Source organism: Paenibacillus sp. Cedars, assembly GCF_003184205.1.
Classification (GTDB): domain Bacteria; phylum Bacillota; class Bacilli; order Paenibacillales; family Paenibacillaceae; genus Paenibacillus_AQ; species Paenibacillus_AQ glucanolyticus.
Window position 1 is genome coordinate 5442188 of sequence record NZ_CP020866.1, and the last position, 18184, is coordinate 5460371.

The 18184-nt window shown below is 49.7% G+C and carries 16 protein-coding genes and 2 riboswitches; of the genes, 7 read left to right on the forward strand and 9 right to left on the reverse strand.

Annotated elements, in window-relative coordinates; genetic code table 11:
• Window positions 1–125: 125 nt before the first annotated feature.
• Window positions 126–294: riboswitch (cyclic di-AMP (ydaO/yuaA leader) on the reverse strand.
• Window positions 295–845: 551 nt separating this feature from the next.
• A riboswitch (cyclic di-AMP (ydaO/yuaA leader) is annotated at window positions 846–1017 on the forward strand.
• A gap of 125 nt (window positions 1018–1142) precedes the next feature.
• Window positions 1143–1607, forward strand: a complete 465-nt coding sequence (locus B9D94_RS26460) for a hypothetical protein (RefSeq protein WP_148248377.1) — start codon at window positions 1143–1145, stop codon at window positions 1605–1607.
• Between the two features lie 23 nt (window positions 1608–1630).
• On the opposite strand, the gene B9D94_RS26465 is transcribed toward B9D94_RS26460, so the two are convergent.
• The gene (locus B9D94_RS26465) at window positions 1631–2551 is read right to left on the reverse strand and encodes a proline dehydrogenase family protein (protein ID WP_148248378.1); all 921 of its coding nucleotides are present in this window, start codon (window positions 2549–2551) and stop codon (window positions 1631–1633) included.
• A 444-nt stretch (window positions 2552–2995) separates the two neighbouring features.
• Between B9D94_RS26465 and B9D94_RS26470 the strand changes: the two genes are divergently transcribed.
• Both B9D94_RS26470 and B9D94_RS31685 read left to right on the forward strand, forming a co-directional pair.
• A complete protein-coding gene (locus tag B9D94_RS26470; RefSeq protein WP_036644057.1) occupies window positions 2996–3754 on the forward strand; it encodes a YpjP family protein in 759 nt (252 codons plus the stop codon).
• 221 nt (window positions 3755–3975) lie between these two features.
• Window positions 3976–4305 carry a hypothetical protein gene (locus B9D94_RS31685; RefSeq protein ID WP_253806054.1) on the forward strand — a complete coding sequence of 110 codons (330 nt, stop codon included), beginning with the start codon at window positions 3976–3978 and terminating at the stop codon, window positions 4303–4305.
• Window positions 4306–4495: 190 nt separating this feature from the next.
• Here the strand turns inward: B9D94_RS31685 and B9D94_RS26480 are convergent, their stop codons facing one another.
• The 8 genes from B9D94_RS26480 to B9D94_RS26515 form a co-directional block, all read right to left on the reverse strand.
• Window positions 4496–5926 carry a serine hydrolase domain-containing protein gene (locus B9D94_RS26480; RefSeq protein ID WP_148248380.1) on the reverse strand — a complete coding sequence of 477 codons (1431 nt, stop codon included), beginning with the start codon at window positions 5924–5926 and terminating at the stop codon, window positions 4496–4498.
• Window positions 5927–5979: 53 nt separating this feature from the next.
• Window positions 5980–6741, reverse strand: a complete 762-nt coding sequence (locus tag B9D94_RS26485; RefSeq protein WP_148248381.1) for a polysaccharide deacetylase family protein — start codon at window positions 6739–6741, stop codon at window positions 5980–5982.
• Window positions 6738–7574 (reverse strand): carbohydrate ABC transporter permease, encoded by an 837-nt coding sequence (locus tag B9D94_RS26490; protein WP_006207789.1) that lies wholly within the window; start codon window positions 7572–7574, stop codon window positions 6738–6740. Before B9D94_RS26490 ends, B9D94_RS26485 begins: the two co-directional genes overlap by 4 nt.
• A complete protein-coding gene (locus tag B9D94_RS26495) occupies window positions 7574–8449 on the reverse strand; it encodes a carbohydrate ABC transporter permease (RefSeq protein ID WP_006207788.1) in 876 nt (291 codons plus the stop codon). Before B9D94_RS26495 ends, B9D94_RS26490 begins: the two co-directional genes overlap by 1 nt.
• Before the next feature lie 170 nt (window positions 8450–8619).
• Window positions 8620–9873, reverse strand: coding sequence for an ABC transporter substrate-binding protein (locus B9D94_RS26500; protein ID WP_036644063.1), 1254 nt, complete (start codon window positions 9871–9873; stop codon window positions 8620–8622).
• Between the two features lie 164 nt (window positions 9874–10037).
• Complete coding sequence (locus B9D94_RS26505) at window positions 10038–10997, reverse strand: LacI family DNA-binding transcriptional regulator (RefSeq protein WP_036644065.1); 960 nt, start codon at window positions 10995–10997, stop codon at window positions 10038–10040.
• 191 nt (window positions 10998–11188) lie between these two features.
• Complete coding sequence (locus B9D94_RS31990; RefSeq protein ID WP_367613806.1) at window positions 11189–11293, reverse strand: hypothetical protein; 105 nt, start codon at window positions 11291–11293, stop codon at window positions 11189–11191.
• Between the two features lie 200 nt (window positions 11294–11493).
• Window positions 11494–13143, reverse strand: coding sequence for a glutathione ABC transporter substrate-binding protein (locus tag B9D94_RS26515; RefSeq protein WP_036644067.1), 1650 nt, complete (start codon window positions 13141–13143; stop codon window positions 11494–11496).
• A 160-nt stretch (window positions 13144–13303) separates the two neighbouring features.
• On the opposite strand from B9D94_RS26515, the gene nikC reads away from it, so the two are divergent.
• From nikC to B9D94_RS26535, 4 genes are all read left to right on the forward strand, one after another.
• The gene (gene nikC, locus B9D94_RS26520; RefSeq protein WP_036644070.1) at window positions 13304–14200 is read left to right on the forward strand and encodes a nickel transporter permease; all 897 of its coding nucleotides are present in this window, start codon (window positions 13304–13306) and stop codon (window positions 14198–14200) included.
• A 19-nt stretch (window positions 14201–14219) separates the two neighbouring features.
• Window positions 14220–15143, forward strand: coding sequence for an ABC transporter permease (locus B9D94_RS26525; RefSeq protein ID WP_148248382.1), 924 nt, complete (start codon window positions 14220–14222; stop codon window positions 15141–15143).
• A gap of 991 nt (window positions 15144–16134) precedes the next feature.
• Complete coding sequence (locus B9D94_RS26530; RefSeq protein WP_036644147.1) at window positions 16135–17148, forward strand: ABC transporter ATP-binding protein; 1014 nt, start codon at window positions 16135–16137, stop codon at window positions 17146–17148.
• Window positions 17145–18179 (forward strand): ABC transporter ATP-binding protein, encoded by a 1035-nt coding sequence (locus B9D94_RS26535; RefSeq protein ID WP_148248383.1) that lies wholly within the window; start codon window positions 17145–17147, stop codon window positions 18177–18179. Before B9D94_RS26530 ends, B9D94_RS26535 begins: the two co-directional genes overlap by 4 nt.
• Window positions 18180–18184 lie beyond the last annotated feature (5 nt).

Sequence of the window (18184 nt, forward strand, 5' to 3'; positions counted from 1 at the left end):
TTTCTCCTCCTAAGTTTCAGAAAGAGAAGGCAACAAAAAGAAGCCTGCGGGAGGAGAAGAACTCTTCCCGCAGGCTTCTTATTCATCCACGGTGAAATACACCGTGGCTAAAGTCCACGACAATCGTTGCCTCTCTCGATACGCTTACGAGGTTAGCTGACGGATTCGGGCGTGAGAGTCGCCCTACCCATAGACCGTTATCTTGTCTATGGGATTCACCCCTGAGAGATCAAGTTCATCTCCCGACTGGTTCCCCCGTTCCTTTTCCATTCAAGGACTCAGCGAAAATTGAAAACGAGTAGCATGTTATTCAATTAGCTATTGACTTATATTCCAAGCCTGGCAGAACTGTACAGCCGTCAGAGTCAAGCCGTGAGAGTCGCTTGACCCTGAGCCTCTGGAAGACCCATGGTGCCTTCGCCGAGGTTCTCATTCATAAAGGAGCACCGCAGCTCTCACACTGCCTTGTATCCTTATGAATCTTATCGACCGGCTGCCGCTGTGCCCTGCTCTTGGAATCATCCGTCAATTCATAGTTCGTATCATACGTCCGGCCGTGCGGGATGTAAATGAGCTCAGAAACACGTGTGGCTGAATGTGGAACAAGATCTAACCAGTATATCTTCATTATCTCTCGAATACTGCTCCATACTATGTATTTCTCTTGTTTTCTCGAATTTATCGCAATCCATCGAGATACTGAGATTTTGCCATGATAATAGATGACAATACCAAATGTACACGTTTTCTTTTACGGATTTCATCGATTTTCGGAATGTATGCGTCAAATACGGTCATTTACTTTTGGCTGCCTCCGGCGTATGATTCATCCATCTATTCGCAACACACGTTATACGCTGAGCTCCCGACAGATCGGGAGACGGGGGAACCAATATCACCGATAGGACTTCTGTTGGTGAATGGGGTGAATCCGCGATGCCTGACCAGGCATTGTGGTAGGGCGCTCTCAAGCCCGAATCCGACAGCTAACCTCGTAGGCGTATTGAGAGAGAACACGATCCAGCCAAGCTAAAGCGGCCGCTTCATCGGCTGCTAACCGGAAAAAGGCCTGGAGAGCGGGGTTTCTCTGCTCACCAGGCCTTTTTGTCTTGCATATAACATCTTATAAGGGAGCGTAGATCATGACGAAACTCATCGAATTCGAAGCACAGGCAACAGCCATCCAAACAGCGCCAACAATATGTGAAGAGCCCATCCGCTATATGGAAATGTTCCGTTTCGACTGGGGCTCGGCTGAACGCTTTATCCCCTGGAGCGATCGAAGCTGGAACTGCGGCTTGTTCAAAATCAGCTGCGGAGAAGCAGCCGGTTATGCGGAATATGCCCTGCCGAGCACGAGAGAATTCGCAGATCTGGTCCGCTGGGCATCTGTATTTGCAAGGCTGCGGGGCATGCCCGTGACTGAGGCCATACGCTATGCTCAGCAGCAGCAGCAATGGGGATCCGCTCGGATGCTGCTCGCCGTATCGGCGTTAGCCGATCTGGAGACGAACCTGCACCAGCATGTAACTCGCGAACGCCTAGGCAGCCTCCCGCTGGAGCGGTCCTTCCTGATGGATTGCTCGCAAGCTTATTATTTCTTTTAAGGTAAGGGCGGTGTTCACACCCCTCACTTGAACATATTTTTCAGCACCATCATGAGGTTAGCCGGTTTCTCCGCCAGCCGCCGGGTGAAGTACGGGTACCACATCGTCCCGTAGGGCATATAACAACGGATGCGATAGCCATCCTCTGCAAGCGCAGCCTGATCGTTCATTCGCAGCCCGTACAGCATCTGAAATTCGAAATCCTCTTTCTCTATGCGGCTCTGCTCGGCAAACACCTTGACCCAGTCGATGATATTGTCATCGTGCGTGGCAATCGCAGTGTACGCTCCCTGATCGAAATGCATTTTGATCAATTTTTTATAGTTATCGATCACTTCGCGTTTCTGCTGAAAGGCAATGGTTCCGGGCTCTTTATATGCCCCCTTTACCAGGCGCAGATTGACCCCCGCCTCCATCAGGCTTCGCACGTCTTCCTCCGTGCGGAACAAGTAGGCCTGCATCACGGTGCCCACATTGGGCAGCCCCTCCTTATGGAGCCGCAGCGTCATATCGATTGTCGCCTGGGTATATGGCGAATCCTCCATATCCAGACGCACGAAATTGCGAAACTCTTTCGCCTTTTTCACCACCGACCTGATATTCTCGTAAGCCTTCTCAAGGTCCAGTGCCATGCCCATCTGCGTCGGTTTCAATGACACATTTGACTGCACTCCCCGCTGTGCGATTCCCTCCACAAGCTTCAAATATTCCTCGCGGTATTCGGCCGCTTCGTCCAGCGTCGTAATGCCCTCCCCCAGATGATCCAGCGTGACGAGAATGCCCTTCGCATTGAGCCTCTCGATTTCATCCAAGGCCTCATCCAGCGTATTGCCGGCAATGAATCGGCCTGCCAATTTCCTTCCGTATTTGATCGACAGCCACTTCACGAGTTTATTGCCGGACACCGTCAGGATCACTTTACGGTAAAGCTCGGTTCCGTCCATGCATGCGCCCCCTTTGTAAGGTAAACCAAATGCACCCTCTACCTTAACTCATATGCAAAAATCATGACGGCATGCAGGAAGACATACATATCACGCAGGCAATGGCCGTGTCGGAGCGATTCTGGCTTTCCGGCATGCAAAGAAACCTCTCCATTACGATAGTGGAGAGGTTTCTTTGCAATGCCGAAGATTCTTTTATTGAGCATTTTAAAATCATTATAGTTCCGATTGATTTTTCGATTTGCAGACAATTGAAGTAGAAAAGTTCGCCATATGTAAAAGAGATAACTGTAAATATTATAATATACCATTTTTACTATTATAAATTCATAATCACACTATTTTTTTAGAGAAAACACAACTTTTTTTCATTTGTTAAATTTTAGGATTTTAATATATATTATTCGTGTTAATTATAAAAAATAACAGTAAGGGGTTGATTTTTTGAGTTTTTGGGGAGTAATTAAAAAAGTAGCCGCTTTTTTGGCTTTGGTAATGTTATTAAATACGGTATTTGCAGCAATTACTGTATCCGCGCTTCCTGCACATAGCGAACTGCAAAAGACTCAAGAGGAATTAAAACTATCAGAAAGCGAGATTCAAGAACTTCTATTATTTATTCAAGAACATTCTACAAGCATAGAGGAAGCAATCCAAACAGACAACAATTTAAAATTAAAAATGGAGGAATACGACGAGTACAGCAAAGAATTTGCCTTGATACTTGCTTTTGCAGATATAGCAAATAGTCAGACCTCAACGATTAGTCACTTGTCAGATCCCAGTATTCAGAGTGAAATTTCACCGGCGATTTGGCCTATTGTTTGGGCGGTTGTTGCTGCTATAATAAAAGCAGCTGTAAAAAAGAAGATGGGAAAGAAAATCCAGCAGCAACTCGGTGATCGTTTCGAAAGAGAAGTTTGGCCTCAAATAGAGCCAGGAATTAAAGCGCAATATGAAAGATATGGTTATACTAGAAACAAAGGACCTGAGTTACCTTCCGCACCGAACGGGATTAATCAGGGCGAGCAAATTATTTCTTTATTTGGTCAAGATGGTACAGAATATTTGAGACTAGATGTCTTTACTTCCCAATCAAGAAATCATACTCGGTGGCACTATCATACAAAAGATGATTGGCCTGATCATAAAGGAAATATTGATTTATACCATAATTCACTTCCAAAGTGGGGTTCAGAGTAAAGTTGCATAAGAGACGATTTCTATTAACGTTTGGTCGAAATTTAGACCATAGTAATATCGACTACTTGGTAAAAAGCCGATTATCCAGGTATAAGGGCGGAATCCAGAAAGATTATTTTAATACCGTTCTTAAAAAGGGCGCCGAAGTTATTCTAAACTACCAGATTATCGATACGAATTTTGATCGAATATCGTCCAGGTATTATTTGGACGACTTTCATTTGACGGAAGCTCAAAAGAACGGCTTCCTGCTTTCATTAAACAAGCTGAAAGGCACCCATGTCTGGTGCGATCCTAGGATTCAAGGTCATGCGTTCTGTGTAGTGGGTGATATTGAGTTCAGTTTTTATGTGTATCGGTCACTTGAAGGCCAGGAATACCGCTTTCCTCAATACTACAATCATGACGGTAACGCTGATATTATTGTACATTCTCAGCTGCCTAAAATGCCCGAAGAAGAACAATATTTGTGCTTTCCGACTGATTGGAGCCTAGAGGTCAAAGATGAAATAACGATCAAATGGATACAGAAGCTGATTACTTGTAGTTAACGATACTCTAAACCCAGCCGACTCGAACCAAGAAGGTATAAGAATATACTGAAAAAGCTGAACTAGCATCATCTAGTTCAGCTTTTTACATAATTTCAGTCTGTAAAAGGCCAGGTTGATTAAAACTTTAGCCCATTGTCTGATGACGACCACATCATATCCGTTTGGAGAAAAGCAAAAATTACATGTTCTACACCTTGGCCTTGCCGTTAATCTCCCGGACCACCTTGCCCTGAAACGATTGGTTCATCCAGTAAGCGAGATGAATCCCCTCCTCATCGAAGGTACAATCCGTGGTTAAATAGAACGGCGTCTCCGTCAACCGGATCGTCAGTCTCAGCGTCTGGTCGTTCCAGGTCATGGAGGCGGCATAGTCGTTATCCTCGAGCATAATCAACTTCGTGGTTCCTGACTTCCACTCATTGCGGCCAAAGGCAATCGAATTCGTGCCGTCTTCCCCCGCAAGCTCCATTACAGCGCCATCTTCTTCGAACCGAATGGAGATCGAATGCAGCTTATCCTCATTCTCCTCCAGCTCATACACAATTCCGGTAATGTCCTGCTCGATCGGGGAACGCGCTTCTTCCCTTGGGGGATCCAGCTTGAGCTCTTGCAGCACTCCGGCAAGAGAGGACTCGGCCCCCGTGTCAGCCGGCAGCTTATCAGGTCCCATGGCAGGCAGCAGATGCTCCCATACCACGTCCAGCACTTCCTGCATGTCCCCAAGGCCGGAGGTAATGGCGATGACCGCATCCTGCTCCGGCAGCACGACGCAGAACTGGCCGAATGCGCCATCACCTCGATATCCTCCATGACGGCACATCCAGAATTGATAACCGTAGCCTTCGGTCCAATCCGATGTGGAGTCCGCAGGTCCGTTGGATATCTGCTTCGAGGTTGCCTCTTCGATCCAGTCTTCCGGAATCAGGCGGCGGCCTTCCCACACCCCCTTCTGAAGGTAGAGCTGGCCAAACTTGGCGATATCCTCGGTCTTCACCTTAAGCCCCCATCCACCGGTATTGATTCCCTTCGGACAGCTTTCCCAGGTGGCTCCATGTATGCCAAGCGGTTCGAACAGACGGGGCTGCAGATAATCCAGCAGCGTGATGCCGGTTACCTTCTGCAGAATAGCCGAGAGCATGTAAGTCGCTGCGCTGTTATAGACAAAATGGGTTCCAGGTTCATGCTCGACTGCTTGTTTGAAAAAATCATCTACCCAGATATCGGACTGCATGGCAGGCTCCTGGGCATGCCCCGTTCCCATAATAAGCAAATCGCGTATCGTCATCGCGGACAGATTTGGAGAAGGTTCCTCCGGCGTATTTTCCGGAAAGAATCCGATCACCTGATCCTCCAGCGTGACCCGGCCTTCCTGGGCCAGAAGTCCAATCGCGGTAGAGGTGAAACTTTTGCTTAACGAGAAGAGCATGTGCGGCTTGTCCGCCTGATACGGCTTCCACCAGCCTTCCGCTGCGACATGCCCGTGCCGCACCAGCATGAAGCTGTGCAGCTCAAGCTCCTTCTCCTGAATCGATGCGATAAAACGTTCAATAGACTGTGATGAGATTCCTTGGTTTTCGGGGGTACTTCTTGGCAATAACGGAACCGTATTCATATTCATCTTCCTTTCGCCTCTCCCTGTATTAACAAGATACATTCATCCGTACGCTTCCATTATACACCGGATAATGGAACCGCTTCATCATATCGAATCGCACGAAAGCCCCGTCGTTCGCTAATCTCATTCAAGTCCTCCCGTGCAAGAAAGGAAGCCTCCTCATTACGCCCGCGCGCCAGTTCCTCCCCATCCACTTGAGCATTGCCGCACTGCACCATTTCCTCCGAATACAGTGCCGGATGGGACAGGAAGAAGTACTGGTCTTCCGTCAGACCGCCAAGCACCCTTTCAAACGAATCGGCGCCGTCCGGGACACCACCCGGGAAGAAGTTGTAGTAATCGCGATGGTTGATAAGCCCCTTCGCTTCAATCCAGCGGTCCAGCTCTTCCTGCAGCCCGGGTATGAAACGTTCCGGCAGCATATGAGAGTCCGCGTAAGAAATCTTGAACCCTGCTGCGGTCAGTTTATCAAGCTGTGCTTCGCATTCCACGATAATCTCCTGCAGTGAAGGCGGATGATCCCGGAACAAGATCGGGTCCTGATAGAAATATCCGGCCCGATCGACAAGCGAAGGAACCTGTTCCTTCGCGGCAACAGGTCCCCAGCGTACGTTATCCCACTCTGCATTCAGCGTCATATGAAACCCGAAGCAGATGTCCTTGCGATGCGCCAGCAGCTGCGCGGCCTCGGCTAGATAGGGGCCGGGCGCCATAATGGACACATTTTTAATAAAACCGGCATCCACACTTCGGGCAATCGCAGCATTGGCTGAACGGCTGGAAGCGTAATCGTCCGCTCTCGTGATGATCCGCCTCATTTTACCGCACCTGCCGCAATCCCCTTGATGATGTATTTCTGCGCGAAAATATAGAATATAACCACCGGGATAATGGTCAGTGTCAGACCTGCCATCGCCTGGTTCCACACAATCGTGAATTCCCCGAAGAAGTAGAAGGTGGAGAGCGGAATGGTCCGCAGCCCTTTGTCGGACAATGTCAGCGATGGAAGCAGATAGTCATTCCACAGGGCAATGACATTCAGGATGGCAATCGTCACACTGATGTTCTTCAGCAGCGGAAACACAATTCTCCAGAATACACCCAGTTTGGAGCAGCCATCGAGCGTTGCCGCTTCCTCCAGCGCCACCGGCACGGATTTAATGAAGCCGTGGTAGAGAAAGACTGCCATGCTCGAAGTAAAACCGATATTCATATAAATCAGACCCTCATGGGTATTAAGCATCGGAATGTGAAGATTGCTGCGAATCCAGTCCATGACCTGCATCAGCGGCATCATCAGCGTCTGGAACGGAATCAGCATCGTTGCCACAAATGTGAAGAAAATGACTTTGCTCAGCTTGTTATCCGTACGCACCAGCATCCAGGCCGTCATGGAGGCGAGCACGATGACAATGACAACCGAGATGATGGTGACATACAGCGAGTTGCCCAAAGCCGTGAAGAAATTCATCTTCTCCATCGCCGATTTATAATACTCGAAGCTGAAGGAGGAAGGCAGCGCAAGCGCATTCTCATACAGCTCCGCACGATCCTTGAACGAGTTAATCAGCATGAGGAAGACCGGAGACAAGAAGACCAGCGCAAAGAGGAACAGCAGAATGTCGAGCAGCCATTTACCTGATTTCTTCATTACATCTGCACCTCTTTTCTCTTCGTGATGATGACTTGCGTCAGCGTGAGTCCAGCAACAATCAGGAAGAAGATGATCGCTTTTGCCTGACCTAAGCCATAATTGCCGTAAGCAAAGATCTCATTGAAGATATTCATCGCAAACATCTCTGTCGCATTGCTCGGTCCGCCCTTGGTCAGGGACAGATTGACATCATAGATTTTGAACGCACCCGACAAGGTCAGGAACAGACAGATCGTGAAGGAAGGCATCAACAGCGGGAACACAATGCTCTTCAGACGCTGCCACAGACTGGCGCCATCGACCTTGGCCGCTTCCATCAGCTCATCCGGAATCCCCTGGATTCCCGCGATATAGATGATCATCGTATAACCTGCCAGCTGCCAGGTGAACACCGCAACGATGGCATACAACGCAAATTGCGGATGCAGCAGCCAGTTAAAGAACACACTGCCGAGCCCTGTTTTCTCTCCCAAGAAACTGAAGGCATCCGTAAAAATAAACTGCCAGATGTAACCCAGGATCAGACCGCCGATCAGGTTCGGCATGAAAAACATCGTCCGTGCCGCGTTTCTTGAGCGGAGTTTTGTCGTAACGAGCAGTGCAAACCCAAGCCCCAAAATATTGACGCAGACCAGCGCAAGCAGCGTGAATTGAACCGTATGCCAAGCCGATGACAGGAATCGGTCGTCCTGGAACAGCTGAACGTAATTGTCAAACCCTACGAATACTTTCGGATTGGCCGGAATACCGTCCCAATTCACAAAAGAGTACACAATACCGATAATGAACGGGATGATGACGACCGTCGTGAAAATAAACAGAAGCGGCACCGTAAACAGGGCAAACCAGGCTTTGTCCTTTCTTTTGCTCATAATCCATACCTTCTTTCCGTTCCGGATGATTCCCGCGCGGGCGGCATCAAACCTTGAATTCGTGTTAGAAAAAAAACAAAAGCCTAACGCTCTTGGATCATAAGAACGTCGGAGGCTAGGCTTTCGTTTTCATGGAATTGTTATTTCACTTCAGCGGCTTTGCCTGCTTCTTACTTGGATGCTTTCGCCCATACCTCATCAAGTTTCTGCAGGAACTGTTCACCTGTCATGCCCGGATTCATGAAGTACTCCTGCGTCGCCGGAGCCAGGTCATTTGTGATGATGCCCGACGGGAAGTAGTTCAGTGCCCAAGTAATCGTCTCGCCTTTCGTTGTTGCCTCATGCACCGCTTGGGACAATGGATCCAGGTCGCCTGCTTCAATATTCGTTAAAGCCGGAATGAATTTGAAATCGTCCACGATGGCTTTCTTGCCTGTGTCGCTGGTAAACAGCCAATTCAGGAAAGCGTTCGCAGCTTTGACTTCATCAGCATCAGCCTGATTGTTGACGACCCAGTAGCTCGCCACGCCAACGGCGATTTTATCGTTGCCCGCAAGCGGGAACGGCATCATGCCGACCTTGGAGCCGAAATCACCGAAGTCCGCAAGCATGGAGTAACTCCAGTTGCCTTGATGCACCATAGCCGTTTTTTCTGTTGCAAAGTCACCCATCTGGCTGTCGTATTTTACTTCCAGTGGATTCTTGGCATTGGCTTTGATCACATCCATGAATTTGGCCCACTCCTGGAACTCTTTCGTGTCGGCCATCTTCACTTCGCCTTTATTCAGCTGTTCAATATAAGCCAGCGGATCCGCTTGAAGCGCAAATGGTGTATTGAGAATGTGTCCGATCAGGAAGTATGCCTCCTGGGACAAGCTCAAACCGTTCTTGCCATCAGCCTTCAATTGCTCCATCGTCTTGGTGAAGGAGTCCAGGTCTTTCACATTCGCCGGATCTACCAGGTCCTTGTTGTATACAAGGCCGAAGCCCTCTACACCGTATGGAACGCCAACGGTTTTATCGTCGACCTTCAATTCCATGTCAGGCGCAATGTTCTTAACATACTCTTCGCCGCTCAAGTCGGAGAAATAGGATTTCAGCTTCTCGGACTCGGGTCCCTGTGCTACGCTGAATATCGTCGGTCCCTGATTGCTGCCGAGCTTTGCTACCAGCTGCTGCGAATAGGCATCGCCCGCTGCACCCCATACTTCAACCTCGTTGCCGGTTTCTTCTTTATAAGTTTTAACCAAGGCTTCAAGTGGTTCTGTAATTTCAACTTTAGATTGGAAGAGCGTAATTTTCTTTAGCTTATCTCCCCCGGATGCTGCTCCAGACTCTTTGTCAGATGTACCGCCACAGGCCGCAAGTGTCGCAACCAAAGCGGTTGCCGTCAGTATGCTTAATACCTTTTTTACTTTTTTCAAGTGACACGCCTCCCCCTAAGGACTCTATAAAGTAAAACGTTTACAAACCCATCATATGGCGGTTTATCTAGATTGTCAATAAAAATTGTACGCGTTTTCATAAAAATATGAAGTAAAAAAACTAGTAAAATATTAGATATTTTACTAGTTAAATTCCCTGCGTTTTATTTTACTGTTTTCCGCCACTGGATGGTGGCATTCAGTTTAAAGGGTTCCCTGCCCGTGGTGCCCTTGATCATTTCCAACAGTTCCTTCGCCGCTAAATAACCGCTTTCATAACGGGGGATGGCAATCGTGGTCAATCCGGCCATGGCCGCCGCATCCGAATTGTCGAATCCGGTGATCGAGATATCCTCCGGTACCCGCAATCCATTCTCCTCCAGCGCTTTAATCGCGCCCAGAGCCATGTTGTCATTCGCGCAGACCAGCACTTCTGGCAAGGCGTTACTCAGTACCAGGATTTTGGCAGCCTGATATCCGCTTTCCTCGCTGTAGTCGCCATGAAAGTAATTGCGGCGATCAAAGACGATCCCGTTCTTCGCAAGCGTATCTATAAATCCGGCGTACCGCTCCTTATGGTCCAAAGTAAACTCCAGCCCGCCGATGTATCCAAATGTTTTGAACCCCTTATCCACCAAAGCCTGGACCATCTCACACATCACAGGGTAATTGTCAACGATCACGCTCTTGGTGTTGGCATACTCGTTATCGATAATCCGGTCCATGAGAACAACGGGAAATTGAGGCGTAGCTACAGAGACCAAATATTCGTCCGTCATATTCCGGTCCAGACTTATGGTACCGCTTGCAAATTTGCTGCGCATGAAATTCGTGCTGGATTTATTCGTGCAGATGATGAGGTCATACCCGTTCTCCGTCAGGCAATGGCTGATGCCCTTGATGATTTTTAAATAATAATCGCGATCAAAGTCGCTGAATACGAATATAATCGTGTTGCTTTTATCGGATTTGGTCCCCTTATGTGGAAAATAGCCATGTTCCGAGCATAATCTCAGCACCCGCTCCCTCGTATCCTGGCCCACGTTCTTGCGTCCGTTAAGTACATTGGACACTGTAGACACCGAGACATCCGCGAGCCTTGCAATTTCCTTCAAACCACTCATGCGTCCTATCCCCTCTCCAAAGGCGTTAGTAAATTTAATATAACATGGTTTTATTTTTAATAAAATTTACTTATTTTGTTTGGACGAGTTTTGGCTTGGAAAATAATTGATGGGGATCATCGCTTAAGCAGGAAATTCTTTGCTTATACAAGCCAAGAAGCAGGCCATACGATGACATCGCCGTGACCTGCTTATCCGTATGTACCGGGAATCAGAGCTGGCTTAAGGACAATCACCGGCCCTGCCTCACTCAATATCCGCAGATGGCAACGCACTTGCGGCTGGCCAATTCCCAAAATTTCTACGATGTCGCTGACCGATCTCGATTCTTGCTTTTAGAGTTCAACAATGTTAGATCGGTTCGGTTACCTGTTCCCTTTGCTTATGCTGGTTCTCTTAGAGAACCAACAAAGAGGCCGCCCAATGGCGGCCTCTCTCACTATAAACTCCTCTTTAGATCAAAACCGGTCAAAACTATGAAAATTTCATAAAATCACTATGGTTGAATTGACACATTATGCAGCTGCATAATACCGTTTGGATGTCTCCAGAAGCCCTCGACCTTGCTGCTGACTCCGTTTAAATACTCCTGGTGGTGGATATACAACATCGGGGCCAGCTCAACCAGCTTCTCTTGCGCCTGTTTGTAGATTGCCTTGCGCTGTTCAGGATCGTTCTCCTTGCGACCTGCATCCAGCAGTTTATCCAGTTCAGGATTCTTCGTAAAGGTGCGGTTACCCGGCTCCCCTACATTTTTGGAATGGAACAGCTCATACATGCCGTAGTCGGCATCAGCCGTTACCGTAGACCAGCCCAAGATGAACATATCATGCTTGCCTTCTGCCGTCTGGGCCAGATAAGCGCCCCACTCCACCACTTCGATTTTGACATCGACATTCAATTCCTTCAACTTGGACTGTACATACTCGGCAACCTTGATGCGCTCCGGATTATCGTTGGTCCAGATGGTTGTGGAGAAACCTCCCTCGTACCCGGCCTCCTTCAGCAGTTCCTTCGCTTTGTCTATGTTATATTCGATCGGCTTTACGGTGGCATCATAGCCGTTTACGTCCGGTGCCAGCGGACCCACGGCAGGAATTCCCGTACCTTCATAAATACCCGAAATGATCTCATCCTTGTTGATGGCCATGGACAAGGCTTGCCTTACCTTCACATCATTAAACGGCTTCTTATCGTTATTAAATCCGATATAAGACAAGCTCAGCGAGGCTTGACGGTTCAACGACATGCCATCTGTGCTTTCAACGCGGCTGATGCTGCTTGGCGACACCGGATCTATAATGTGCGCATATCCCGTTTCGATCTCGGCGATCCGCGTCCCTTCTTCACTTACGACCTTGAACGTCACCCGGTCCACCTTCGCTTTATCCCCCCAGTAATCGGCATTTGCGACAAGTTTCACTTCCTGCCCGGGGTTCCAGCTCTCTAACTTGAAGACGCCCGTACCTACCGGATTTTGTGCAAGGTACGTGCCGGCTTTCTCACCTGCCTTCAGCTTGTCATAATCCAGCTTGATGGCCTCTGCACTCACCATGCTGACCGCGGAATGGGCAAGATGCGCAAGCAGCGGCGAGAAGGCATACTCGGTCACGAACTGCACCGTATACTCGTCAATAACCTTGACCTCTTTAATCATGGCGACAAGCGAGGCTCGCGGAGAGGCTACGTCCGGATCCTGCATACGCTCTATGTTCGCTTTTACGACCTCGGCATTGAATGGGGAGCCGTCCGTATACTTTACGCCCTGTCTCAGCTTGAACTCCCATGTCAGCTCATCGATTGCTTTCCAGCTCTCGGCCAGCCCGGGCTGAATGTTCAGGTCCTTATCATGAATCACCAGCGTGTTATAGATATGTGTTGTCATTACACTCGTTTGCTGGTCCGTCGACATATGAGGGTCCATGGATGGCGGATCAGAAAGCCAGGCAATCACAAGCTCATTCGCACCGGCTTCGGTCGTCCCCTCGGCGGGATCTTTGCTGCCTGTCTCCGGAGCCGGTGTATTGCTGTTATTTGACGGCGTTTCGGGATTACTGCTCTTGCTTGAACTATTGCACGCTGAGAGCACTACGGTAAGTATGACCAAGATACAGACAAGCCACCTTAATCTTCTATTACCTGCCATGTGAAACAAACTCCCCCTTCTCAATCAAAATAGGAAAATATTTTATACACAGTTAACATATATTTTACTATTTGATATTTATACCAGAAGAAGCCAGATTTACTTGCCGTTTCTACGACACCAATTCTGATATCCATACTCTGAGAAAGGATGATTTCACGTGCATAACATGACCGCTGATGCCAGACCACAAGAATCCGGTAATCATGGAACCCGCCTCGTACAATGGAAATCTTTCTACCACCGTCTGAGGAAAAACAAAGCGGCCTTATGGGGGGGTTATTTTCTCCTGCTGATGATTATTGTCGCTGTCATCGGCCCCCTGCTCACCCAGTATGATCCGACCAAAGTAGACTATTCTACGAAACTGCTCAAACCCTCTGCTGCCCACTGGTTCGGTACGGATCACAACGGAAGAGATATATTCACACGAATTATCCACGGCATGCGCCTCACACTCTCGGTCGGTTTTATCTCCGTCATCATCGGAGCTGCTTTTGGTGTCGTACTCGGAATCATATCAGGCTATTACGGCGGCAAATGGGATACTCTCATTATGAGAATTACTGATGTCATGCTGGCATTTCCAGGCATTCTGCTAGCATTGGCGGTTGTAAGCGTTCTCGGAAAAAACCTGTTTAACGTGATCATTGCAGTCAGCATCTTCTCGATTCCCACTTTTGCCAGAGTCGTCCGAGGCTCCACGCTTGCCGTCCGCAAGCTCGAATATATCGATGCCATGCGTTCGCTTGGCGCGAGCGACGGCCGCATCATCTTCGGACATATTCTGCCGAATATTACATCCCCCATCATCGTGCAGGCTACGCTGCGGATTGCGGTTGCCATCCTGACCGCCAGCGGTCTCTCCTTCCTCGGTCTTGGCGCCCAGCCTCCGACACCGGAATGGGGAGCCATGCTGAATGATGGGCGCAACTATATTATGGATCACCCTCATGTCGCCCTGTTCCCCGGCCTGTCGATCGTTGTCGTGGTCATCGCATTTAATCTGCTGGGTGACGGCTTGCGAGATGTCCTTGACCCGAAAATGAAAAAATAATGAAGGGAGCTGCCGGGCCATGCTCATCTATTCCATTCGAAGGCTTATTCAGACGATACCTGTCGTCATTGGCGTCACCATTGTTGTCTTTCTGCTGATGCACCTCATCCCGGGGGATGCGGCGCAGGTCATTATTGGGGAAGGGGCACCTAAAGAGCAGGTTGAGAAAATCCGCGAAAATCTGGGATTGAACGATCCGCTGCCACTGCAGTATTGGAACTATGTCAGCGGTTTGCTGCAAGGAGATCTCGGCGATTCAATCCGCAGCAACCGTCCCATCGCCGATGAAATATTCAAAAGCCGGTTCTGGATCACCATCGAGCTGGCCATCTACAGTACGATCCTGGCCGTATTTCTTGGCATTCTGGCAGGCATCATCTCCGCCGTTAAAAAAAGCTCGCCTGCCGACATCGGCGTCATGTTCATCGCCCTGTTCGGGCTGTCGATGCCGAACTTCTGGCTGGGGCTCATGTTGATTCAGTATTTTGCCGTAGATTTGGGCTGGTTCCGCCCTTCCGGCTGGGGCACCTGGTCGCAGACGGTCCTTCCCGTCATCACGCTCGGGACAGGCGGCGCTGCGATTATCGCCAGAATGACCCGCTCCAGCATGCTGGAGGTTATCGGTCAGGATTACATCCGCACCGCCCGTGCCAAGGGTGTCCGGGAGCGCATCATTGTCTACCGGCATGCCTTGAAAAATGCCATGATTCCCGTCATTACGGTCATCGGCCTCGAATTTGGAGGCCTGCTCGGCGGGGCGGTGCTGACCGAGTCCGTCTTTGCCGTGAACGGCATGGGACGCTATGTGATCGACTCGATCAGGGCGAGGGATTTTCCCGTTGTGCAGGCCACGGTACTGGTGCTCTCGGTCATGTTCGTGCTTGTCAATCTGCTCGTGGACATATCCTACCGATACTTCAACAAGCGCATCGATTTCGATTGATTGATCTGGTTAGGATTCCAATTGACCCCCTACTCGCTGCCTGCCGGACTTGATCTATTTCTGGGGTGCTGCGCAGACGCATGATCTGCTATTTGCTCTGAATCGACCTATTCTCAAGCCCTTGCGGACACACGATCCGTTATTTGCCGAGAATCGACCTATTCTCGAGCCCTTGCGGACACACGATCCGTTAATCTACTCAAAACCGTGGATTAATCCCGGAATATCTCGCATTAGCGGATCTGGTGTCCTCATACTGCTACTAAATGGCTAAAAACAAACAAATAGCGGAACCACGGTCCGAAAGCTACCCTATTGAGACAAACTGAGCTATTGGGAAGACTTTTGCACACCAACATTAGATACCAAATCCTCATTAACCTAACGAAGGAGCCGCATTTACTGAAATTACTTTGTTTCGGGACTTCGGGACATATACTCATGAGTAGCCCAACATCGTACTGTTTCGGGACTTTGGAACATACACCCCTGGTTAGTTGAATTAGTTGTTTTGGAACTTTGGGGCATTTAATCCAACACCGGACACACGATCCGAGGAGCGAGCCTGTTCTTGATTTCCTGCGGACACACGATCCGCTATTTGCTCAGAATCGACCTATTCTCGAGCCCTTGCGGACACACGATCCGTTAATCTACTCAAAACCGTGGATTAATCCCGGAATATCTCGCAATAGCGGATCTGGTGTCCTCGTACTGCTACTAAATGGCTAAAAACCAACAAATAGCGGAACCACGGTCCGAAAGCTACCCCTAATTGAGACAATCTGAGCTATTTGGGAGCCTTTTGCACACCAACATTAGATACCAAACCCTCATTAGCCTAACGAAAGAGCCGCATTTACTGAAATTACTTTGTTTCGGGATTTTGGGACATATACTCATGATTAGCCCAACATCGTGCCGCTCCGAGCCAACATCGCAAATACCGTCAGATCAATTGAAAGCGAAGGGAGCTTAGACCATGATGAAGATGGAACAGCACGCATCAAATCTGCTTACGATCAAGAACCTGCAGACCTCTTTTTTCACCGACCTGGGAGAAGTGAAAGCGGTGGATGATATCAGCCTGAGCGTACGTAAGGGGAAGACACTCGGGATCGTTGGCGAATCCGGCTCAGGCAAAAGCATATTGTCCTTGTCCATCCTGCGGCTGATCCTTCATCCGGGACGAATCGTTGGAGGACAAATCCTATATAACGGAGAGAATCTGCTCGATAAATCGGACCGGCAGATGCGCAAATTAAGGGGCAACCAAATCTCGATGATCTTCCAGGAGCCGATGACCTCGCTCAATCCGGTCTTCACCGTTGGCGATCAGATTGCAGAGGCGTATCAGATTCATGAGAATCTGAGCAAAAAACAAGCCATGGACAAAGCCGTCGACATGTTACGGCTGGTGGGCATTCCCTCCCCGGAAAAAAGAGTGCGCCAGTATCCCTTCCAGCTGTCCGGCGGTATGCGCCAACGTGTCATGATTGCCATGGCGCTGGCCTGCAACCCCGATCTGCTGATCGCAGACGAGCCGACCACGGCGCTTGACGTGACCATCCAGGCTCAAATACTGGAGCTGATGAAGGAACTGCAGCAGAAGCTGCAAATGTCGATTATTTTTATCACACATGATCTGGGCATTGTAGCCGAAACCTGTGATGACGTAGCGGTCATGTACTGCGGAAAAGTGGTGGAATATACCGATGTGCGGACCCTGTTCAAGCACCCGAAGCACCCCTACACCGTCGGCCTGATGAACTCGCTGCCGCGGCATGATGTCGATAAAGAAACGCTTGAGCCGATTAAAGGCTCCGTCCCAAGCCCTTATGATCCGCAGGATGGCTGCCGGTTTGCGCCGCGCTGTCCGCACGCCGCCCAGCTGTGCTATGACAAGCTGCCTGACCTCCAGGCACTGGATGACCATCAGCAGGTAAGGTGCTGGATATACACGGATCAATGGCAGACCGAAAGCGAGGTGAACGTTCTCCCATGAGCAAAGAGCTGTTAACCGTCAAGAATCTCAAGCAGTATTTCCCGATCAAGGGCGGCGTCCTTGGCCGCACCGTCAATGTCGTAAAGGCCGTGGATGACATTTCGTTCTCTGTGCATGAGGGGGAAACCGTCAGTATCGTGGGCGAATCCGGCTGCGGCAAATCCACCACAGGCCGGGCCATCCTAAGGCTGGATGAACCGACCTCCGGCGAGGTGCTGTTCGAAGGGACGGATCTGCTCTCCCTGAACAAAACGCAGATGACCCGAAGGCGCAAAGACTTGCAGATGATTTTTCAAGATCCCTACGCGTCGCTGAATCCCAGAAAAACCGCGCTGCAGGTACTGGAAGAAGCGATGGACATTCAGAATGTCGTGCCGAAGAAGGACCGCCGGTCCCGTTCCATCGAACTTCTGGAGACCGTCGGGCTGGCTTCCTATCAAGCCAATCGTTATCCCCATGAATTCAGCGGCGGGCAGCGACAGCGGATCGGGATCGCCCGTGCCCTGTCCGTGAATCCCAGGCTGATCATCAGCGATGAAGCAGTCTCAGCGCTCGACGTCTCGATCCAGGCACAGGTACTCAATCTGATGAAATCGCTGCAAACCGAGTTCAAGCTCACCTACCTGTTCATCTCCCATGATCTCGGGGTTGTACGCCATATCTCCGACCGGATCATCGTGATGTACCTGGGAAAAATTGTGGAAATCGCGGATAAGCGCGCGCTCTTCCAGCAGCCGCAGCACCCCTACACCCGCGCCCTGCTATCCGCCATCCCGACGCTGGATCCCGAGCGCAAGAAGGAACGAATCATCCTGAAAGGGGATGTTCCATCCCCAATCAATCCGCCTGACGGCTGCCGGTTCCACACTCGCTGCATGTATGCCAGGGACCTATGCAGATCCGAAGCCCCAGCGCTTCGGGAGGTGATTCAGCAGAACGGCGGCCATCAAGCAGCCTGCCACTATATCGAGGAGATTGCCGCCGGTACGCTGGGAATGGCGCAGCCCTGTTCACCACTTCGGACCGAATGACGGAA